This window comes from Serratia sp. A07, from assembly GCF_058725505.1.
Genome location: NZ_JBZXDO010000054.1, coordinates 1 through 16438 on the forward strand (window position 1 = coordinate 1; position 16438 = coordinate 16438).

The 16438-nt window shown below is 57.7% G+C and carries 14 protein-coding genes and 2 pseudogenes; 9 read left to right on the forward strand and 7 right to left on the reverse strand.

Annotation, left to right across the window (positions count from 1 at the left end):
• Positions 1 to 97 precede the first annotated feature (97 nt).
• From yidA to dnaA, 5 genes are all read right to left on the reverse strand, one after another.
• Positions 98 to 913 (reverse strand): sugar-phosphatase, encoded by an 816-nt coding sequence (yidA, locus tag AC4PR2_RS25965; RefSeq protein WP_492175682.1) that lies wholly within the window; start codon positions 911 to 913, stop codon positions 98 to 100.
• A 125-nt stretch (positions 914 to 1038) separates the two neighbouring features.
• The gene (gene gyrB / locus AC4PR2_RS25970) at positions 1039 to 3453 is read right to left on the reverse strand and encodes a DNA topoisomerase (ATP-hydrolyzing) subunit B (RefSeq protein WP_492175683.1); all 2415 of its coding nucleotides are present in this window, start codon (positions 3451 to 3453) and stop codon (positions 1039 to 1041) included.
• Between the two features lie 18 nt (positions 3454 to 3471).
• Complete coding sequence (recF, locus tag AC4PR2_RS25975; protein ID WP_033636531.1) at positions 3472 to 4557, reverse strand: DNA replication/repair protein RecF; 1086 nt, start codon at positions 4555 to 4557, stop codon at positions 3472 to 3474.
• A gap of 45 nt (positions 4558 to 4602) precedes the next feature.
• The gene (dnaN, locus tag AC4PR2_RS25980) at positions 4603 to 5703 is read right to left on the reverse strand and encodes a DNA polymerase III subunit beta (protein ID WP_004933892.1); all 1101 of its coding nucleotides are present in this window, start codon (positions 5701 to 5703) and stop codon (positions 4603 to 4605) included.
• A gap of 4 nt (positions 5704 to 5707) precedes the next feature.
• Positions 5708 to 7102: a chromosomal replication initiator protein DnaA gene (gene dnaA / locus AC4PR2_RS25985; RefSeq protein ID WP_004933889.1), complete on the reverse strand. Its 1395-nt coding sequence runs from the start codon at positions 7100 to 7102 to the stop codon at positions 5708 to 5710.
• A 682-nt stretch (positions 7103 to 7784) separates the two neighbouring features.
• Here dnaA and rpmH point away from each other — a divergent pair.
• The 6 genes from rpmH to AC4PR2_RS26015 all read left to right on the forward strand — a co-directional run bounded on the left by rpmH (position 7785) and on the right by AC4PR2_RS26015 (position 12572).
• Complete coding sequence (gene rpmH / locus AC4PR2_RS25990) at positions 7785 to 7925, forward strand: 50S ribosomal protein L34 (RefSeq protein WP_000831330.1); 141 nt, start codon at positions 7785 to 7787, stop codon at positions 7923 to 7925.
• Between the two features lie 17 nt (positions 7926 to 7942).
• Complete coding sequence (rnpA, locus tag AC4PR2_RS25995) at positions 7943 to 8302, forward strand: ribonuclease P protein component (RefSeq protein ID WP_004933883.1); 360 nt, start codon at positions 7943 to 7945, stop codon at positions 8300 to 8302.
• Positions 8266 to 8523: a membrane protein insertion efficiency factor YidD gene (gene yidD, locus AC4PR2_RS26000; RefSeq protein WP_004933881.1), complete on the forward strand. Its 258-nt coding sequence runs from the start codon at positions 8266 to 8268 to the stop codon at positions 8521 to 8523. Before rnpA ends, yidD begins: the two co-directional genes overlap by 37 nt.
• Positions 8524 to 8525: 2 nt before the next feature.
• A complete protein-coding gene (yidC, locus tag AC4PR2_RS26005; protein WP_049200579.1) occupies positions 8526 to 10163 on the forward strand; it encodes a membrane protein insertase YidC in 1638 nt (545 codons plus the stop codon).
• Positions 10164 to 10259: 96 nt separating this feature from the next.
• Positions 10260 to 11624 carry a tRNA uridine-5-carboxymethylaminomethyl(34) synthesis GTPase MnmE gene (gene mnmE, locus AC4PR2_RS26010; RefSeq protein WP_038876016.1) on the forward strand — a complete coding sequence of 455 codons (1365 nt, stop codon included), beginning with the start codon at positions 10260 to 10262 and terminating at the stop codon, positions 11622 to 11624.
• Positions 11625 to 11771: 147 nt separating this feature from the next.
• A complete protein-coding gene (locus tag AC4PR2_RS26015) occupies positions 11772 to 12572 on the forward strand; it encodes an MBL fold metallo-hydrolase (protein WP_060441263.1) in 801 nt (266 codons plus the stop codon).
• Between the two features lie 10 nt (positions 12573 to 12582).
• On the opposite strand, the gene AC4PR2_RS26020 is transcribed toward AC4PR2_RS26015, so the two are convergent.
• Together AC4PR2_RS26020 and AC4PR2_RS26025 are read right to left on the reverse strand one after the other, a co-directional pair.
• On the reverse strand, positions 12583 to 13701 hold the full coding sequence (locus AC4PR2_RS26020; RefSeq protein ID WP_197803894.1) for an amino acid permease: 1119 nt from the start codon (positions 13699 to 13701) through the stop codon (positions 12583 to 12585).
• Positions 13702 to 13759: 58 nt separating this feature from the next.
• Entirely contained in the window at positions 13760 to 14653 is an 894-nt protein-coding gene (locus tag AC4PR2_RS26025; protein WP_197757540.1) for a hypothetical protein, read from the reverse strand.
• Positions 14654 to 14846: 193 nt separating this feature from the next.
• Here AC4PR2_RS26025 and AC4PR2_RS26030 point away from each other — a divergent pair.
• The 3 genes and pseudogenes from AC4PR2_RS26030 to AC4PR2_RS26040 form a co-directional block, all read left to right on the forward strand.
• Positions 14847 to 14948 (forward strand): annotated as a pseudogene (locus tag AC4PR2_RS26030).
• Positions 14949 to 15196: 248 nt separating this feature from the next.
• Entirely contained in the window at positions 15197 to 15922 is a 726-nt protein-coding gene (locus AC4PR2_RS26035) for a 4'-phosphopantetheinyl transferase family protein (protein WP_060457229.1), read from the forward strand.
• 161 nt (positions 15923 to 16083) lie between these two features.
• Positions 16084 to 16365, forward strand: a pseudogene (locus tag AC4PR2_RS26040) (NADPH-dependent FMN reductase); the annotation flags it as partial.
• Positions 16366 to 16438 lie beyond the last annotated feature (73 nt).

Consider the following 16438-nt stretch of genomic DNA (forward strand, 5'->3'; position numbering starts at 1 on the left):
ATTACCCGCGGGCAGTAAAAAAGAAGCCGCAACGTTATACGTTGCGGCTTCCTCAAAAGCTTAACTGACAAGCATTACGCCGCAGCGCCCCATTTTATCAGCCGTTGAGCACGAACTTCTCGATGGCGCGCGCCACGCCGTCTTCGGTATTGGCGCTGGTGACAAACTGCGCCACCGCTTTCAGCTCGGGAATGGCGTTGCCCATCGCCACGCCGACGCCGGCACACTCGATCATCGCCGTATCGTTGGCCTGATCCCCCAGCGTCATAATGTTTTCCCGCGCCACGCCGAGATGCTCGGCCAGCATTCTCACCCCGGCGCCCTTATCGACGTTCTTATGCAGGATTTCGAGGAAGTAAGGCGCGCTTTTCAGAATGGTGTAACGCTCGCGCGTTTCCGCCGGGATGCGCGCGATAGCGCGGTCCAACAGCTCCGGCTCGTCGATCATCATCACTTTCGGGAAACGCATCTGGCGATCCATCTCCTCCACGCTGCGGTATTTCAACGGAATACCAGTCATTGCCGCCTCGTGTATGGTGTATTTGCCAATGTCCTTGTTCGGGGTATACAGGGTGTCGAAATCAAACGCCTGGTAGTGAACGCCGAACTCGCGCGCCATCTGCTCGAAGTGCAGATAGTCCTCGAAGCCCAGCGTTTCCTGCAGGATGCAGGCGCCGTCGACCGCACGCAGCACCAGTGCGCCGTTATAGGTTATACAGAAATCGCCGGGGCCCTGAATGTCCAACTGGCGCAGATAGTCCTGCACGCCGACATAAGGCCGCCCGGTGGCCAGCACCACGTGCACCCCTTTGCGCCGCGCTGCCGCGATAGCCTGCTTTACCGCCGGCGTGATTTGGTGCTGCGGATCCAGCAACGTGCCGTCCATGTCGATCGCAATCAGTTCAATAGCCATTCAACGCTTCTCCCAGTGGTTTTTTCTCATGCTAACGCGTTTCAGCCTCGGCTGTCAGCGCCAAAAAAGGCGTAAAAAAAATCCGCGCGGGTCGCCCGGCGCGGATTTTCACAGCCATTAACGCATCAGATATCGATGTTCGCCGCTTTCAGGGCGTTTTCTTCGATAAAGGCACGGCGCAGTTCAACCGCATCGCCCATCAGCGTGGTGAACAGCTGATCGGCAGCGATGGCGTCCTTGACGGTCACGCGCAGCATGCGGCGGCTTTCCGGATCCATGGTGGTTTCCCACAGCTGCTCCGGGTTCATCTCGCCCAGACCTTTATAACGCTGCACCGACAGGCCGCGGCGCGACTCTTTCACCAGCCACTCCAGCGCCTGCTCGAAGCTGTCTACCGGCTGACGACGTTCGCCACGCTCGATGAACGCACCGTCTTCGATCAGCCCGCGCAGCTTCTCGCCCAGCTGGCAGATCTTGCGATATTCGCCGCCGTGGATGAAGTCGAAGTCCAGCTTATAGTCGGTATCCACGCCGTGGGTGCGGATGCGCAGCGCCGGCTCGAACATCTGGCGCTCACGGTTCTCGAAGATCACGAAGTCATAGCTGCTGCCGTGCTGCTCTTTGTCGTTCAGCGCCTGCACCAGCGAAGCGATCCAGGTTTTCACCTTGGCTTCATCGCTCAGATCGCCTTCGTTCAGCGTCGGCTGGTAGATCAGGCTGTTCAGCAGCGCGCGCGGGTAGCGGCGCTCCATGCGGCCAATCAGCTTCTGCACGCCGTAGTGTTCGGCCACCAGTTTTTCCAGCTGCTCGCCGCCGAGCGCCGGTGCGCTGGCATTGGTGTGCAGCGTAGCGCCGTCCATCGCGATGGCGATCTGGTACTGATCCATCGCCTCGTCATCTTTGATGTACTGCTCTTGCTTGCCTTTCTTCACCTTGTACAGCGGCGGCTGCGCGATGAACACGTGGCCACGCTCGATGATTTCCGGCATCTGGCGGTAGAAGAAGGTCAACAGCAGCGTACGGATGTGCGAACCGTCGACGTCGGCATCGGTCATGATGATGATGCTGTGGTAACGCAGCTTGTCTGGGCTGTACTCGTCGCGGCCAATGCCGCAACCCAGCGCGGTGATCAGCGTCGCCACTTCCTGCGAGGAGAGCATTTTGTCGAAACGCGCTTTCTCGACGTTGAGGATTTTCCCCTTCAGCGGCAAGATAGCCTGGTTCTTGCGGTTACGCCCCTGCTTGGCAGAGCCGCCCGCGGAGTCCCCTTCCACCAGGTACAGTTCGGACAGCGCCGGATCGCGTTCCTGGCAGTCCGCCAGTTTGCCCGGCAGGCCGGCCAGATCCAGTGCGCCTTTGCGGCGGGTCATCTCACGCGCTTTACGTGCCGCTTCGCGCGCGCGCGCCGCGTCGATGATTTTGCCGACCACGATTTTCGCGTCGCCTGGATTTTCCATCAGGTAATCCACCAGCTTCTCGTTCATCAGCGTTTCAACCGCGGTTTTCACCTCGGAGGAGACCAGCTTGTCCTTGGTCTGAGAAGAGAACTTCGGATCCGGCACCTTCACCGACACCACGGCAATCAGGCCTTCACGCGCGTCATCGCCGGTGGCGCTGACCTTGGCCTTCTTGCTGTAGCCTTCCTTTTCCATGTAGCTATTCAGCGTACGGGTCATCGCGGTACGGAAACCGACCAGGTGCGTGCCGCCGTCGCGCTGCGGAATGTTGTTGGTGAAGCAGTAGATGTTTTCCTGGAAACCGTCGTTCCACTGCAGCGCCACTTCCACGCCGATATCGTCTTTCACGGTCGAGAAGTAGAACACGTTCGGGTGGATCGGGGTTTTGTTCTTGTTCAGATACTCGACAAACGCCTTGATGCCGCCTTCGTAATGGAAGTGGTCTTCACGGTCGGTGCGCTTGTCCTTCAGGCGGATAGACACGCCGGAGTTGAGGAAGGACAGCTCGCGCAGACGCTTGGCCAGAATGTCGTACTCAAAATCGGTCACATTGGTGAAGGTCTGGTGGCTCGGCCAGAAGCGCACCATGGTGCCGGTCTGTTCGGTTTCGCCCACCACGGTCAGCGGCGCCTGCGGCTCGCCGTGGCTGTAAGTCTGTTCGTGTACTTTGCCTTCGCGGCGGATCACCAGCTCCAGTTTCTCCGACAGGGCGTTAACCACCGAGACGCCCACGCCGTGCAGGCCGCCGGAAACTTTATAGGAGTTGTCGTCGAATTTACCGCCGGCGTGCAGCACGGTCATGATGACCTCTGCGGCTGAAACCCCTTCTTCAGGGTGAATGCCGGTCGGAATGCCGCGGCCGTCATCCTGTACCGATACCGAGTTGTCGGCATGGATGGTGACCTGAATGTCACTACAGTGGCCCGCGAGCGCTTCGTCGATAGCGTTGTCCACAACCTCGAATACCATGTGGTGCAGACCGGTGCCGTCATCGGTATCGCCGATATACATGCCCGGGCGCTTGCGCACCGCATCCAGCCCTTTTAATACCTTGATACTTGAGGAGTCATAAGAATTCGACATCAACGTTTCTCGCTCATTTTAGTCCTGTGGTTGAACCTCTATTTTACCCTGTTCCACGCGGAACATCTTGCCCTTTTCACCGGCCATGTCGGTCACTTGTTCAGCGCTGACCGCGCTGACAAAAACCTGGGCCTGGGTGGCTTTCAGGCGATCGGCCAGCAACCGGCGACGGCCGGTGTCCAGCTCGGAGGCAAAATCATCAATCAGATACAGGCAACGCCGCCCGCTCTGCCGGGTGAGAAACTCACCCTGCGCCAAGCGCAACGCGCACATCAGCAGCTTAAGCTGACCGCGCGATAACAAATCCTCTACCGGCGTGCCGTCGGCACGAATGCGGAAGTCCGCTTTATGCGGCCCCACCGCGGTATAGGTCAACGCCCTGTCGCGCTCGAACTGGCGCTCCAGCAGCTCGCCGTAGTCGCTCTCTTTGTCCCAGCCGCGCTGGAAGGAGAAGCTCAGGGCGAATTCAGGCAGAAACTGCGCGCAGGTCGCGGTGATATCCGCGGCGATCGCGTCGCTGTATTCCGCCCGCCATTCGCTGATGCGCTCCGCGAGCGGGATCAGTTCCTGATCCCAGGCGCGGATCTGCGCATAGCGACTCACCTGGCGCAGCGCGGCATTGCGCTGCTTCAGTAACCGTTTCAGGTTGCTCCAGGCGGTGAAAAAACCGGGTTCGTTATGAAAACAGCCCCAGTCAAGGAAGGCGCGCCGGAATTTCGGCCCGCCGTTCAGCAGGGTAAAACCTTCGGGGGTGATCAGCTGCATGGGCAGCAGCTGCGCCAGCTCGGCCACCTTGTGGCCGTCGCTGCCATCGATGCGTACTTTGCTGTCACCCTGACGGCTCTTGCTCAATCCTACCGACAGCTCGCGCTCCGTACCTTCTATGCGGCCGTGCAGCACGAACTCCGGCTGGTCGTGACGGATCACCCGACCGGCCTGCAGGCTGCGAAAGGCGCGGCCGTGCCCGAGCGTATATACCGCTTCCAGCACGCTGGTCTTGCCGCTGCCGTTGGCGCCGACCAGGAAGTTGAATCCCGGCGCCAGCGCCAAATCCGCCGCCTCGATATTGCGGAAATCTTTAATCAATAAACGCGTCAGAGCCATGCAATCTCTTTACCGATGACGGTGCTGTAATTCAAGGTAACGAGACTACAACCGCATTGGCATGACAACGTAGGCCGCCGCCTGGCTGGCGCCGTCTTCGATCTGCACGCTGGAGACCGAGTCGGTCAACAGCAGGCGCACGTCTTCACACTTGAGCGCGTTCAACACGTCCAGCACGTAGCTAACGTTGAAGCCGATCTCCATCTCCGCGCCGTCGTAGCTGACGTCGAGGATCTCTTCCGCCTCTTCCTGCTCCGGGTTGTTGGCGGTGATCTTCAGCTGGTTCTGGCTGACGTACAGCCGCACGCCGCGGAATTTCTCGTTCGAGAGAATGGCCGCGCGCGCAAACGCCTGCTTGAGCAGATCGCAGCCGGCTTCCAGCGTTTTATCCGGGTTCTTCGGCAAGACGCGGCGATAGTCTGGGAAACGGCCGTCAACCAGCTTGGAGGTGAAGATGAAATCGCCGACGTGGGCGCGAATGTTGTTGCTGCCGATCTGCAGCTGCAGCAGCGAATCGCCGCCGTCCAGCAGACGCACCAGCTCCATCACCCCTTTACGCGGCACGATCACCGAATGGGACGGCAGCTGTTGGCCGATCGGCATCGAGCACACCGCCAGGCGGTGGCCGTCGGTCGCGACGGTGCGCAGCTCCTCGCCTTCGGTTTCAAACAGCATGCCGTTCAGGTAGTAACGCACGTCCTGATGGGCCATCGAGAACTGGGTGGCTTCGATCAGGCGCTTCAGCGTCGCCTGCGGCAAGGTGAATTCCACCTCGCTCTGCCAGTCGTCCAGGTTCGGGAAGTCCGCCGCCGGCAGCGTGGACAGCGAGAAGCGGCTGCGGCCGGACCGCACCAGCATGCGCTCGCTCTCCAGCGTGACGGCGATCTCCGCCCCTTCCGGCAGGCCACGGCAGATATCAAAGAATTTACGCGCGGGCACGGTGGTCGCGCCCGGCTCGTGCGGTTGGGACAGGGCGACGCGCGCCACCATCTCCATCTCCAGATCGGTGCCGGTCAGCAGCAGGGAGCCTTCCGTCACCTGCAGCAGCAGGTTGCCCAGGATCGGCAAGGTCGGGCGGCCGCCCAGCGGGCTGCTTACCTGTTGCAGCGGTTTTAGCAGATGCTCACGTTCAACGATAAATTTCATAGCGCTATGAAGATAATGTTCTGATTAAATTGGAGAAATCTTCTTTGATGTCGTGACTTTCCTCACGCAGCTGCTCGATCTTCCGGCAGGCGTGCAACACCGTGGTATGGTCGCGGCCACCAAACGCATCGCCGATTTCCGGCAGGCTGTGGTTGGTGAGTTCCTTCGCCAGCGCCATCGCCATCTGGCGCGGGCGGGCAACGGATCGCGAACGCCGCTTGGACAGCAAATCCGCGACTTTAATCTTGTAATACTCCGCCACCGTCTTTTGAATATTGTCGATGGTGACCAGCTTTTCCTGCAGCGCCAGCAGATCGCGCAGCGCTTCGCGCACGAAATCGATGGTGATGGCCCGGCCGGTAAAGTTGGCGTTGGCGATCACGCGGTTCAGCGCCCCTTCGAGCTCACGCACGTTGGAACGCAGGCGCTTGGCGATGAAGAACGCCACTTCGCCCGGCAGGCGAATGTCGTTCTCGTCGGCCTTTTTCATCAGGATCGCCACGCGGGTTTCCAGCTCCGGCGGCTCGATCGCCACCGTCAGCCCCCAGCCGAAGCGGGACTTCAAACGATCTTCCACCCCGTTGATCTCTTTAGGGTAGCGATCCGAGGTCAGGATGATCTGCTGATTGCCTTCCAACAGGGCGTTAAAGGTATGGAAGAACTCTTCCTGCGAACGCTCCTTGTTGGCGAAGAATTGGATGTCATCGATCAGCAAGGCGTCGACCGAACGGTAGTAGCGCTTAAACTCTTCGATAGCATTGTTCTGCAACGCTTTGACCATGTCCTGCACGAAGCGTTCCGAGTGCATGTAGACCACTTTGGCGTTGGCTTTGCGCGCCATGATGCCGTTGCCGACCGCGTGCAGCAGGTGAGTTTTACCCAGGCCGGTGCCGCCATACAGGAACAGCGGGTTGTAGGCGCCGCCCGGATTGTCCGCCACCTGGCGAGCCGCCGCGCGCGCCAGCTGGTTGGACTTACCCTCGACGAAGTTGTCGAAGGTGTGCTTGGGGTTGACGTTGGAGCGGTAAGAGAGCTCGGGTTGCGCCGCCGCGTTGTCCCAGCTCGGGCGCGAAGGCGCGGCCGTGCGTGCCGCCGGGGCTGCGGGGGCGCTGCTGACGCTGGCGGTCACGGTCTGGCTGATCACCTGCGTGATCGGCTTGCTGCCGACTTCAAAACGCAGCAAAGGCGCATCCGTGCCGCAGAAATCATTCAGCAGACCATTGATGTTGTTTAAGTACTTATCGCGAACCCAATCCAGCACAAAACGGTTAGGCGCGTACAGCGCCAGGGTGTTGTCACTCAGTTCCGCCTGCAATGGGCGAATCCACATACTAAATTCTGTGGCAGGTAACTCATCCTGCAATCGGGCAAGACACTGCTGCCAAAGCGAAAGTGACACGGCGGACTCCACTCGAACAAGATCAATAAAGAAAAGAAACGGGCAACTTTTTTATAACTCATGATTTTTGACACATACCCGGCATCGGCTGTTTGCCTGTGGGGGATGCGAACCGCCTTTCACGGTTTGTGTCCCTCACGATCCCGGTATGAGGGATCGCGATCGGAATGACGGATCATAGCGCAATCCGCGCAAGAGATCCTCCCCTTCCTCACAGATTAGATCCATTTTATCCACAGGCCGCGGCCGGCGGCGATCTTTTCGCCGCTGGCGCCGAATGGCCGCGCAGATCCCGGCCGCTGCGCCGCGTTTTTTACATTGTCAACCGGTTATACCCTGTTATCCACGCCGGATCCTGCGATCGCGCGCAAAGGATCTCACGGGGATCCTTGCGATTTCACCCCGAGTCCGTATAATCTTCGCCCTACGTGTGATACCTGGTTCCTTATGGTGCGTCATTAGCCAGACAGGATTCTGCGGTGACCACGGGCCAAGACCGGATTTTGTTCCGTTATTGGCAGACAACCAGGTAGGCTGGCGCGATGCGAATTGACTCAGGACTGTACAATTATTACAATCCCGCTTCTTTATGTATTGCGATTGAGGCGTCGGTCATCTTCACGCCGAGTAGCCAAACGCGTTTACTGATCAGTAATTATTTTAAGTTTAGGTAGAAATCGCTATGAAACGCACTTTCCAACCGTCCGTATTGAAGCGCAACCGTAGCCACGGTTTCCGTGCTCGTATGGCCACCAAAAATGGTCGTCAAGTTCTGGCCCGCCGTCGTGCGAAAGGCCGTGCTCGTCTGACTGTTTCTAAGTAATAAAGCTAACCCGCTGAGTGGTTAAGCTCGCTTTTCCCAGGGAGTTACGTTTGTTAACTCCCACTCATTTCACTTTCGTCTTCCAGCAGCCACAACGGGCTGGCACGCCGCAAATCACCATCCTCGGCCGCCTGAACCAGCTGGGGCATCCCCGCATCGGTCTTACCGTCGCCAAAAAACACGTCAAACGCGCGCACGAGCGTAATCGGATCAAACGCCTAACCCGCGAAAGCTTCCGCCTGCGTCAGCACGAATTACCGGCGATGGATTTTGTCGTGGTGGCCAAAAAGGGGATAGCGGATTTGGATAACCGCGCGCTGACGGAAGCTTTGGATAAATTATGGCGTCGCCACTGTCGCCAGGCTCCCGCATCCTGATCGGGCTGGTGCGGGCCTATCAGCTCGTCATCAGTCCGCTGCTAGGGCCTCGTTGTCGCTTCCAGCCGACATGCTCTCATTACGCAATTGAGGCATTAAGCAGGTTTGGCATGATAAAAGGCAGTTGGTTAGCATTGAAACGCGTATTAAAATGCCACCCTTTGAACCCAGGTGGCGATGATCCGGTGCCGCCAAAAACCGACGATAACAGAGAACACTAACGATGGATTCGCAACGCAATCTTCTCCTCATCGCTCTGCTGTTCGTGTCTTTCATGATCTGGCAGGCATGGCAAACGGACAACGCTCCGCAGCCGGCCGCACAGACCACGCAACAGACTTCGAACGCAGTAGCCGGTGATGCCGCCAGCCAGGCCGTGCCAGCCAGTGGTCAGGGTAAGCTGATTACCGTGAACACCGACGTGCTGTCACTGACCATCAACACCCGTGGTGGCGATATCGAGCAGGCTAAACTGTTGGCCTACCCGGATACTCTGGGTTCATCGACTCCGTTCCAACTGCTGGAAACCACTCCGTCATTCGTCTATCAGGCGCAAAGCGGCCTGACCGGTAAAAACGGCCCGGACAACCCGGCCAACGGCGAACGCCCGCTGTATCAGGCGGCGCAGGACAGCTACACCCTGCCGGAAGGCCAGGACGAGCTGCGCATCCCGCTGACCTACACCGATAAAGACGGCGCGGTCTACACCAAGACCTTCGTGCTCAAACGCGATCACTATGCGGTCGGCGTGGATTACAGCATCGACAACAAAGGCGCGACGCCGCTGGAGCTGACCCTGTTCGGCCAGCTGAAGCAGACCACCGAATTGCCTAAGCACCGCGATACCGGCAGCAGCAACTTCGCGCTGCACACCTTCCGCGGCGCGGCGTACTCGTCCAGCGATGACAAGTACCAGAAATACGCATTCGACAAAGACGAAAACCTGAGCGTCACCACCAAAGACGGTTGGGTCGCCATGCTGCAACAGTACTTCGCCACCGCGTGGGTACCGGCGACCAAGGGTGACAACACCTTCTACACCGCCAAACCAGGCGACAACCTGTCCACCATCGGCTTCAAATCTACGCCGGTCGTGGTGCAGCCGGGCGCTCAGCAGCAGCTGAACGCGACCCTGTGGGTCGGCCCGGAGCTGCAGGACCAGATGGCCCAGCTGGCGCCGCACCTGGACCTGACCGTGGATTACGGTTGGCTGTGGTTCATCTCCCAGCCGCTGTTCAAACTGCTGAAGTTCATCCACGGCTTTATCGGTAACTGGGGCTTCTCCATCATCATCATCACCTTCATCGTGCGCGGCATCATGTACCCGCTGACCAAGGCGCAGTACACCTCGATGGCGAAAATGCGCATGCTGCAGCCGAAGCTGCAGGCGATGCGCGAGCGCATCGGCGATGACAAACAGCGCATGAGCCAAGAGATGATGGCGCTGTACAAGGCGGAGAAAGTGAACCCGCTCGGCGGCTGCCTGCCGCTGATCATTCAGATGCCGATCTTCCTGGCGCTGTACTACATGCTGATGGGTTCGGTCGAGCTGCGCCACGCGCCGTTCGCCCTGTGGATCCATGACCTGTCGGCGCAAGACCCGTACTACATCCTGCCAATCCTGATGGGCGTGACGATGTTCTTCATTCAGAAGATGTCGCCGACCACCGTGACTGACCCGATGCAGCAGAAAATCATGACCTTCATGCCGGTGATCTTCACAGTGTTCTTCCTGTGGTTCCCGTCCGGTCTGGTACTGTACTACATCGTCAGTAACCTGGTGACCATCCTGCAGCAGCAGCTGATTTACCGTGGTCTGGAAAAACGCGGTCTGCACAGCCGCGACAAGAAAAAAAGCTAAGCGTATTGTAGGGGTTCGGCGCACCGACCCTTGCAGTCACACCAAAGGCGGTCATTAGACCGCCTTTTTGCATCTTAATCGTCAGAGAGAACCGTTATGAGCACCACCGATACCATCGTAGCCCAAGCCACCCCGCCGGGACGCGGCGGCGTCGGCATTCTGCGCATTTCCGGAAGCCAGGCCAAAGACGTCGCCCAGGCGTTGCTCGGCAAGCTGCCGAAGCCGCGCTACGCTGACTATCTGCCGTTCCGCGACGCCACGGGCGCCACCCTCGATCAGGGTATCGCGCTGTGGTTCCCGGGGCCGAACTCCTTTACCGGCGAAGACGTGCTGGAACTGCAGGGCCACGGCGGGCCGGTGATCCTCGATCTGTTGCTCAAGCGCGTGCTGGCGCTGCCCGATGTGCGCATCGCACGGCCCGGCGAATTCTCCGAACGCGCGTTCCTCAATGACAAACTCGATTTGGCGCAGGCCGAAGCGATTGCCGATCTGATCGACGCCAGCTCCGAGCAGGCGGCACGTTCGGCGATGAACTCGCTGCAGGGCGCCTTCTCCACCCGCATCCACCAGCTCGTGGAAGCGCTCACTCACCTGCGAATCTACGTGGAAGCGGCGATCGACTTCCCCGACGAGGAAATCGACTTCCTGTCCGACGGTAAAATCGAGGCGCAGCTCAACGACGTGATGGCGGATCTGGACAGCGTGCGCGGCGAAGCGCGCCAGGGCAGCCTGCTGCGCGAAGGGATGAAGGTGGTGATCGCCGGGCGCCCCAACGCCGGTAAATCCAGCCTGCTCAATGCGTTAGCAGGGCGTGAGGCGGCGATCGTCACCGATATCGCCGGCACCACCCGCGATGTCCTGCGCGAACATATCCATATCGACGGCATGCCGCTGCACATCATCGACACCGCCGGCCTGCGCGACGCCAGCGACGAGGTTGAGCGTATCGGCATCGAACGTGCGTGGAACGAGATCGAACAGGCCGACAGAGTGCTGTTTATGGTTGACGGCACCACCACCGCCGCCACCGAGCCGGCGGAGATCTGGCCGGAGTTTATGGCGCGCCTGCCGGGCACGCTGCCGATCACCGTGGTGCGCAACAAGGCCGACATCACCGGTGAAACGCTGGGTCTGACGGAAGTGAACAACCACTCACTTATTCGCCTGTCGGCCCGCACCGGCGAAGGCGTCGATGTGCTGCGCGATCATCTGAAACAGAGCATGGGCTTCACCAGCAACATGGAAGGCGGTTTCCTGGCGCGCCGTCGCCACCTGCAGGCGCTGGAGCTGGCGGCACAGCACCTGGTGCAAGGTAAAGAACAGTTAGTGAGCGCTTACGCGGGCGAGCTGTTGGCCGAGGAATTGCGCCAGGCGCAGCTGGCCTTGAGTGAAATCACCGGCGAATTCACCTCCGACGACCTGCTGGGCCGCATCTTCTCCAGCTTCTGTATAGGTAAATAACGCCGCCAGACGCCTTCACGGCCGGGACAAACCCTTGTTCCGGCCGTTTTTCTTTCCCGCGCTCGCTCTGCGCGCCGGCTCACAGAGCCGCTACCGCCCTCCACGCTATACTGAAAAGTCAGGAATCTCTCTCAGGAACGAGTCAACATGGCATTGACCCTCAAGGTACTGCTGGAAAACCGCCGCGCCGCCGGCGCCGACCCATTATTGCAGGCCAAGGCCGGGCTAAGCCTGCTGATTGAGGATGAGACGACGTCCATACTGTTCGATACCGGCCCCGACGACAGCTTTCTGCGCAATGCGGCGCTGATGGGCGTCGATCTCTCCCGTATTACCGCAACGGTGCTCTCCCACGGCCACTATGACCACTGCGGCGGCGTCGCCTGGCTGCCGGACAACAGCCGCATCATCTGCCACCCGCAGGTCGGCGATGAACGCTATGCGGCGCTGAAGGTGCTGGGCCACACCCGCAAAATCAAAAAGCTCTCCTTGGATATCGACTACTCGCGCCACCGCATGCACTACAGCCGCGAACCGCTGGCGATCGGCGATCGCTTTATGTGGTCAGGCGAAATCGCGGTACCCGCCCCGCGCGCCTACGGGGTGATCGCCGGGGAAAACGCGGCGGTGGATTACGTGATCGACGAAGGGGTGCTGATTTACAAATCGGATCGCGGTCTGGTGATCGTGACCGGCTGCGGGCACCGCGGGATCGTCAATATCGTGCGCCATTGCCAGAAAATCACCGGGATCGATCGGATCCACGCCCTGATCGGCGGTTTTCATCTACGCTGCGCTTCCCCGCGCACGCTCTGGCGCGTCCGCCGTTTTTTACGGCAGTATCCGCCGGAAAAGATCATGGGCTGCCACTGTACCGGCGCCTGGGGCCAGCTATGGCTGCCGGCAGGGATCTCACCGGCCACCGGCGATACGCTGATCCTGGATTAGACGTACCGCCTTACACAAATAGCGTCGCTATCACCGCGATGCCGCAGCACAGCACCGCTATTCCCACCATCTTTTGCCGGCCGTCGCCCCGCTGTAAAAAATACAGTGATGGGATGAAAAAGACGGTCATCACGATAACGGGTATCGACCAGCTCGAGATGATCTTGATAATACTCGGATTAATCGTGCCGATAAGCGTACAGACAATAATGTTCCCCGCGATAATTCCCTTTTTTCCCGCCATGCCGAAGGACGTAATACCGTCGATTACACCAGTCAACGTGCCCATATAAGCACCACCGGTGAGCAAACACAGCAATAGGGCTGCGCCTAACCATGCCATCGAGTTGCCGGTCAAGCCGGCGGTATAAAACAGCGCATCCACATTACGGCCGTTAATGATCGAGATATCATCCAACGTCAGCAAGCGGCTGATAGCGATAACGATCATGGCGATAAACGCCAAGATCAGTATCTTGCCGAACAGAATACTGCGCGCCTGCGGCCGCACTGCGCTTTTCGCAAACCGCTGGATGCACGGGGTAAAGTTAAACGTAAAAAGAAAAATCGGCAGCAGCATCAACGTCTGCAATGAAATGCTCGGCGGCGCAGGCGCCAGCTGAGCCCCAGCAGGTTGTAACAGGAAAAACACCGTCAGGATCGCCACCATCACGATAGAAACCAGTGCCATTCTGGAGATCAGGTGCTCAATTCGCTGGCTAAACGCCAACCATGCAGCCGACAGCATCGCACTCAACAACAGCGAAATACCGCCCCGAATCCAGAATCCATCGTGGAGAAAAGACACGACAACGTTAACCAGAGTAATGAAATTTATCAGCACGATAATGATCATCGACAGAATAAACAGCACACAGACAATTGACGCCGCCCGCTCGCCGATAAACGTCGATGATGCCGCCAGGAAATCTTTCTCCGGGTGCGAAGTGATGAATTTGAAAAAAAGATAGTGCGCCATCATCGATACCGACATGGCGATAACGATAAACAGCGCGAACACTTTCATCCCCAACACGCCCGGCCCCACAGCCTGGGGCAAAAAGAAAATCCCGGCGCCGAATGCCGTGGAGAAAAAGGTAACTGGCCAATACAGGTGTGAAATTTTCATGATGATGCTCGACCATCATGGCTATGCGGCAACGCATAGCCAACTGGCACAAAAAATGTCATTCGAAACAGGATCTGCCGAAGAAGACCAGTAAGGAAGGCAAGGAGAAGTTATCGTAAAAAGTCGCGGCTGCACGATAGCCGTTAAGCACGTTAACGCGCGAACACAGCGGAAAAACGCCAATATGCGACGTGTAATTATCGAAGACTTTATTGGAGGAAATGCGATACCGAATGGCCCTGAACGTCGCGGCATTTCCCGCCGCGCAGGTCGGTTTATTTTCCTTGACGATATCGAACCTGTGCTCTCCCACCGTCATCTTCACATTGCCGTCTTGGCGCTGAAAATACGCCTCTTTATCCATACGGTTCTTAATATGGCGTTTAAAGCGATCCGCCATGTTTTTTTCACTGACATAAAATGTATTTATATCAATACCATGTCTTTGATTCGACGCCAGAATGTAGTCATTTATTTTTTCCGGAATAATATACGGCGATGTCGCTATCTTCCTGAATTCGTTAGCGCCGTCTATCTCGCTGCCATCGCTTTTTTCCATATAGAAATCATTTATTTCCATCAAGAAGTCAGGCTGAACATTGAGTTGTCGAATGGATTCGGCTATGTAGTCAATGCAGAATTGCGCTGATTTTTCCACTTCACTGCTGACAGAAAAACGATCGTCCAAATTAACCACGGTATGCCCACCGGAAATCAGCACCTTATCCGTCAAAAAAGACGATGCCAGCGCGATGAGCTCTTCGACGTTGTTATTTGAAACCTCATTATTGACCACCTCAATGATTCCATTCTGATCGGCTTTGTAGACGATAAAACGATCTTCGCCCTTCCAACCTTTTTTGCAGTTGCATTTATATTCTTTAAAAACAACACGTTCAGCTGTCTTATAAAATTCGGCGCTTTGCAGCGGCATTAACTCGAGATCTGGCATGCCCTTCTTCCCTATTCGTAGCCAATGACGCCAATTTTGTATAACAATAGCTAATGTAAATTTAGTGATCTGACTCTGATAATTAACAATTACCCACATAAATCATGGTTTTTTTGGCCTTGATCACATTTCCAAGTTCAGGTTATTTTAACCATTTTTATTTTGTGGTTTTATGTATCCAACAAAAGAATGCGGAGAGGTGGGCGAGTGGTTTAAGCCAGATTTAAGAAACTAACCGTTTCTTAAATCCACACGAGTCATCGTGTCGTAGGTTCGAATCCTGCTCTCTCCGCCAATTTTTTCTTATCTGGTCGTTATTTTTATAGATTCATTAGACGCCTTCGATTCGAACGTGGTTGGTTTCGGTACTGATTAATTTTATGCGCTTATTCAGATCCGCACGCTCTTCTCCCTCCCCCGCCTATATAGCGCAAAAGCCAACAAATCGGATAAAACGCATAGTGTTTTTTGATGATAAATCCTCAACTTAGTCTTAATCTAACACCCCTGCGTTCTTAGCGACCCTCTGTCATGGAGTGAACAATGGCGTGTCATTTTGCCCGCTGGACCCCGGCCTCCGCTGTCCTGGATACCCAAAGACTCTCCGACGAAGTGATAGCCGCCACCCGCACCTTTTCCGTTAAACGCCGCACGCGCTACCTGCAAGGGCGCATTCTGCTCGCCGAAATGATGTTCTATCTGTACGGCCTGCCGACGCTGCCCCCCATCGCCACCACGCCGACCGGCCGCCCCTGTTTCGCCGATCATCAGCTGCCCGATTTCAGCCTCGCTTACGCCAGCAACACCGTGGGCGTGCTGCTCAGCGACGAAGGCAAAGTCGGACTGGATATCGAAGTGATGCGCGCGCGCGGCACCCGGCAAAGCGCGCTGCAACACGCGCATCAGACGCCGGCAGAAAGTGCCTGGATCGGCGCGCAGGACGATCGGCTGGAGGCAGAGACTCAGCTGTGGAGCATCCGGCAAAGCGTGCTGAAAATTTCCGGCCTCGGCAACAGCGGCCAGGCTACGCTGCGTCTGCATCCCTTCTCCGGCCACCTGCGCTCCAGCGCCACGCCGGACGTTCAGGTGATGAGCGACGCCGACGAATACCTGAGCTGGGCCTGCGCCGGCAGCCCCGGCCTGGACCGCCTGCTGTGCTGGCGCTACGAAGAGCGCCGCGGCCTGCACAAAGACGGGGAAATCTCGCCGCGCAGCCCGGCGGCATCCTCGCGCTTCGTTAAACTGACGGGCCTGAAGACGCCCGGTTAACGCAGCGCAAAGCGGATAACGCTGTCTTTACCGCACAAGTTGCTGGATTAAATTGTAAAGACAGCTAAATGTTGAGCAATCGCCTATTCTCGACCCGCGCTTTAGCCTACTATTCGCCCATGTTGTACGCTGAATCTGCTCATTCGAAAGGGAGAATCACCATGTCAGACCAAGCCTTGAAAATCGTCACTCTGCTCGGCAGCCTGCGCAAAGGCTCCTACAACGCCATGGTGGCCCGCGCCCTGCCTGGGCTGGCCCCACAAGGCGTCACCATTGAAGCGCTGCCTTCCATCCGCGATATCCCGCTGTACGACGCCGACATGCAACAGGGTGAAGGCTTCCCTGCCGCTGTCGAGGCGATCGCCGAACAGATCCGCCAGGCCGACGGCGTGATCATTGTCACCCCTGAATATAACTATTCCGTGCCCGGTGGGTTGAAGAACGGTAGCACGCCTACGGCGTGAGCTCGTCTGCTGCGCAGCCGAAGTCCTTTCCACCCTCATCGCCGTATTTTAT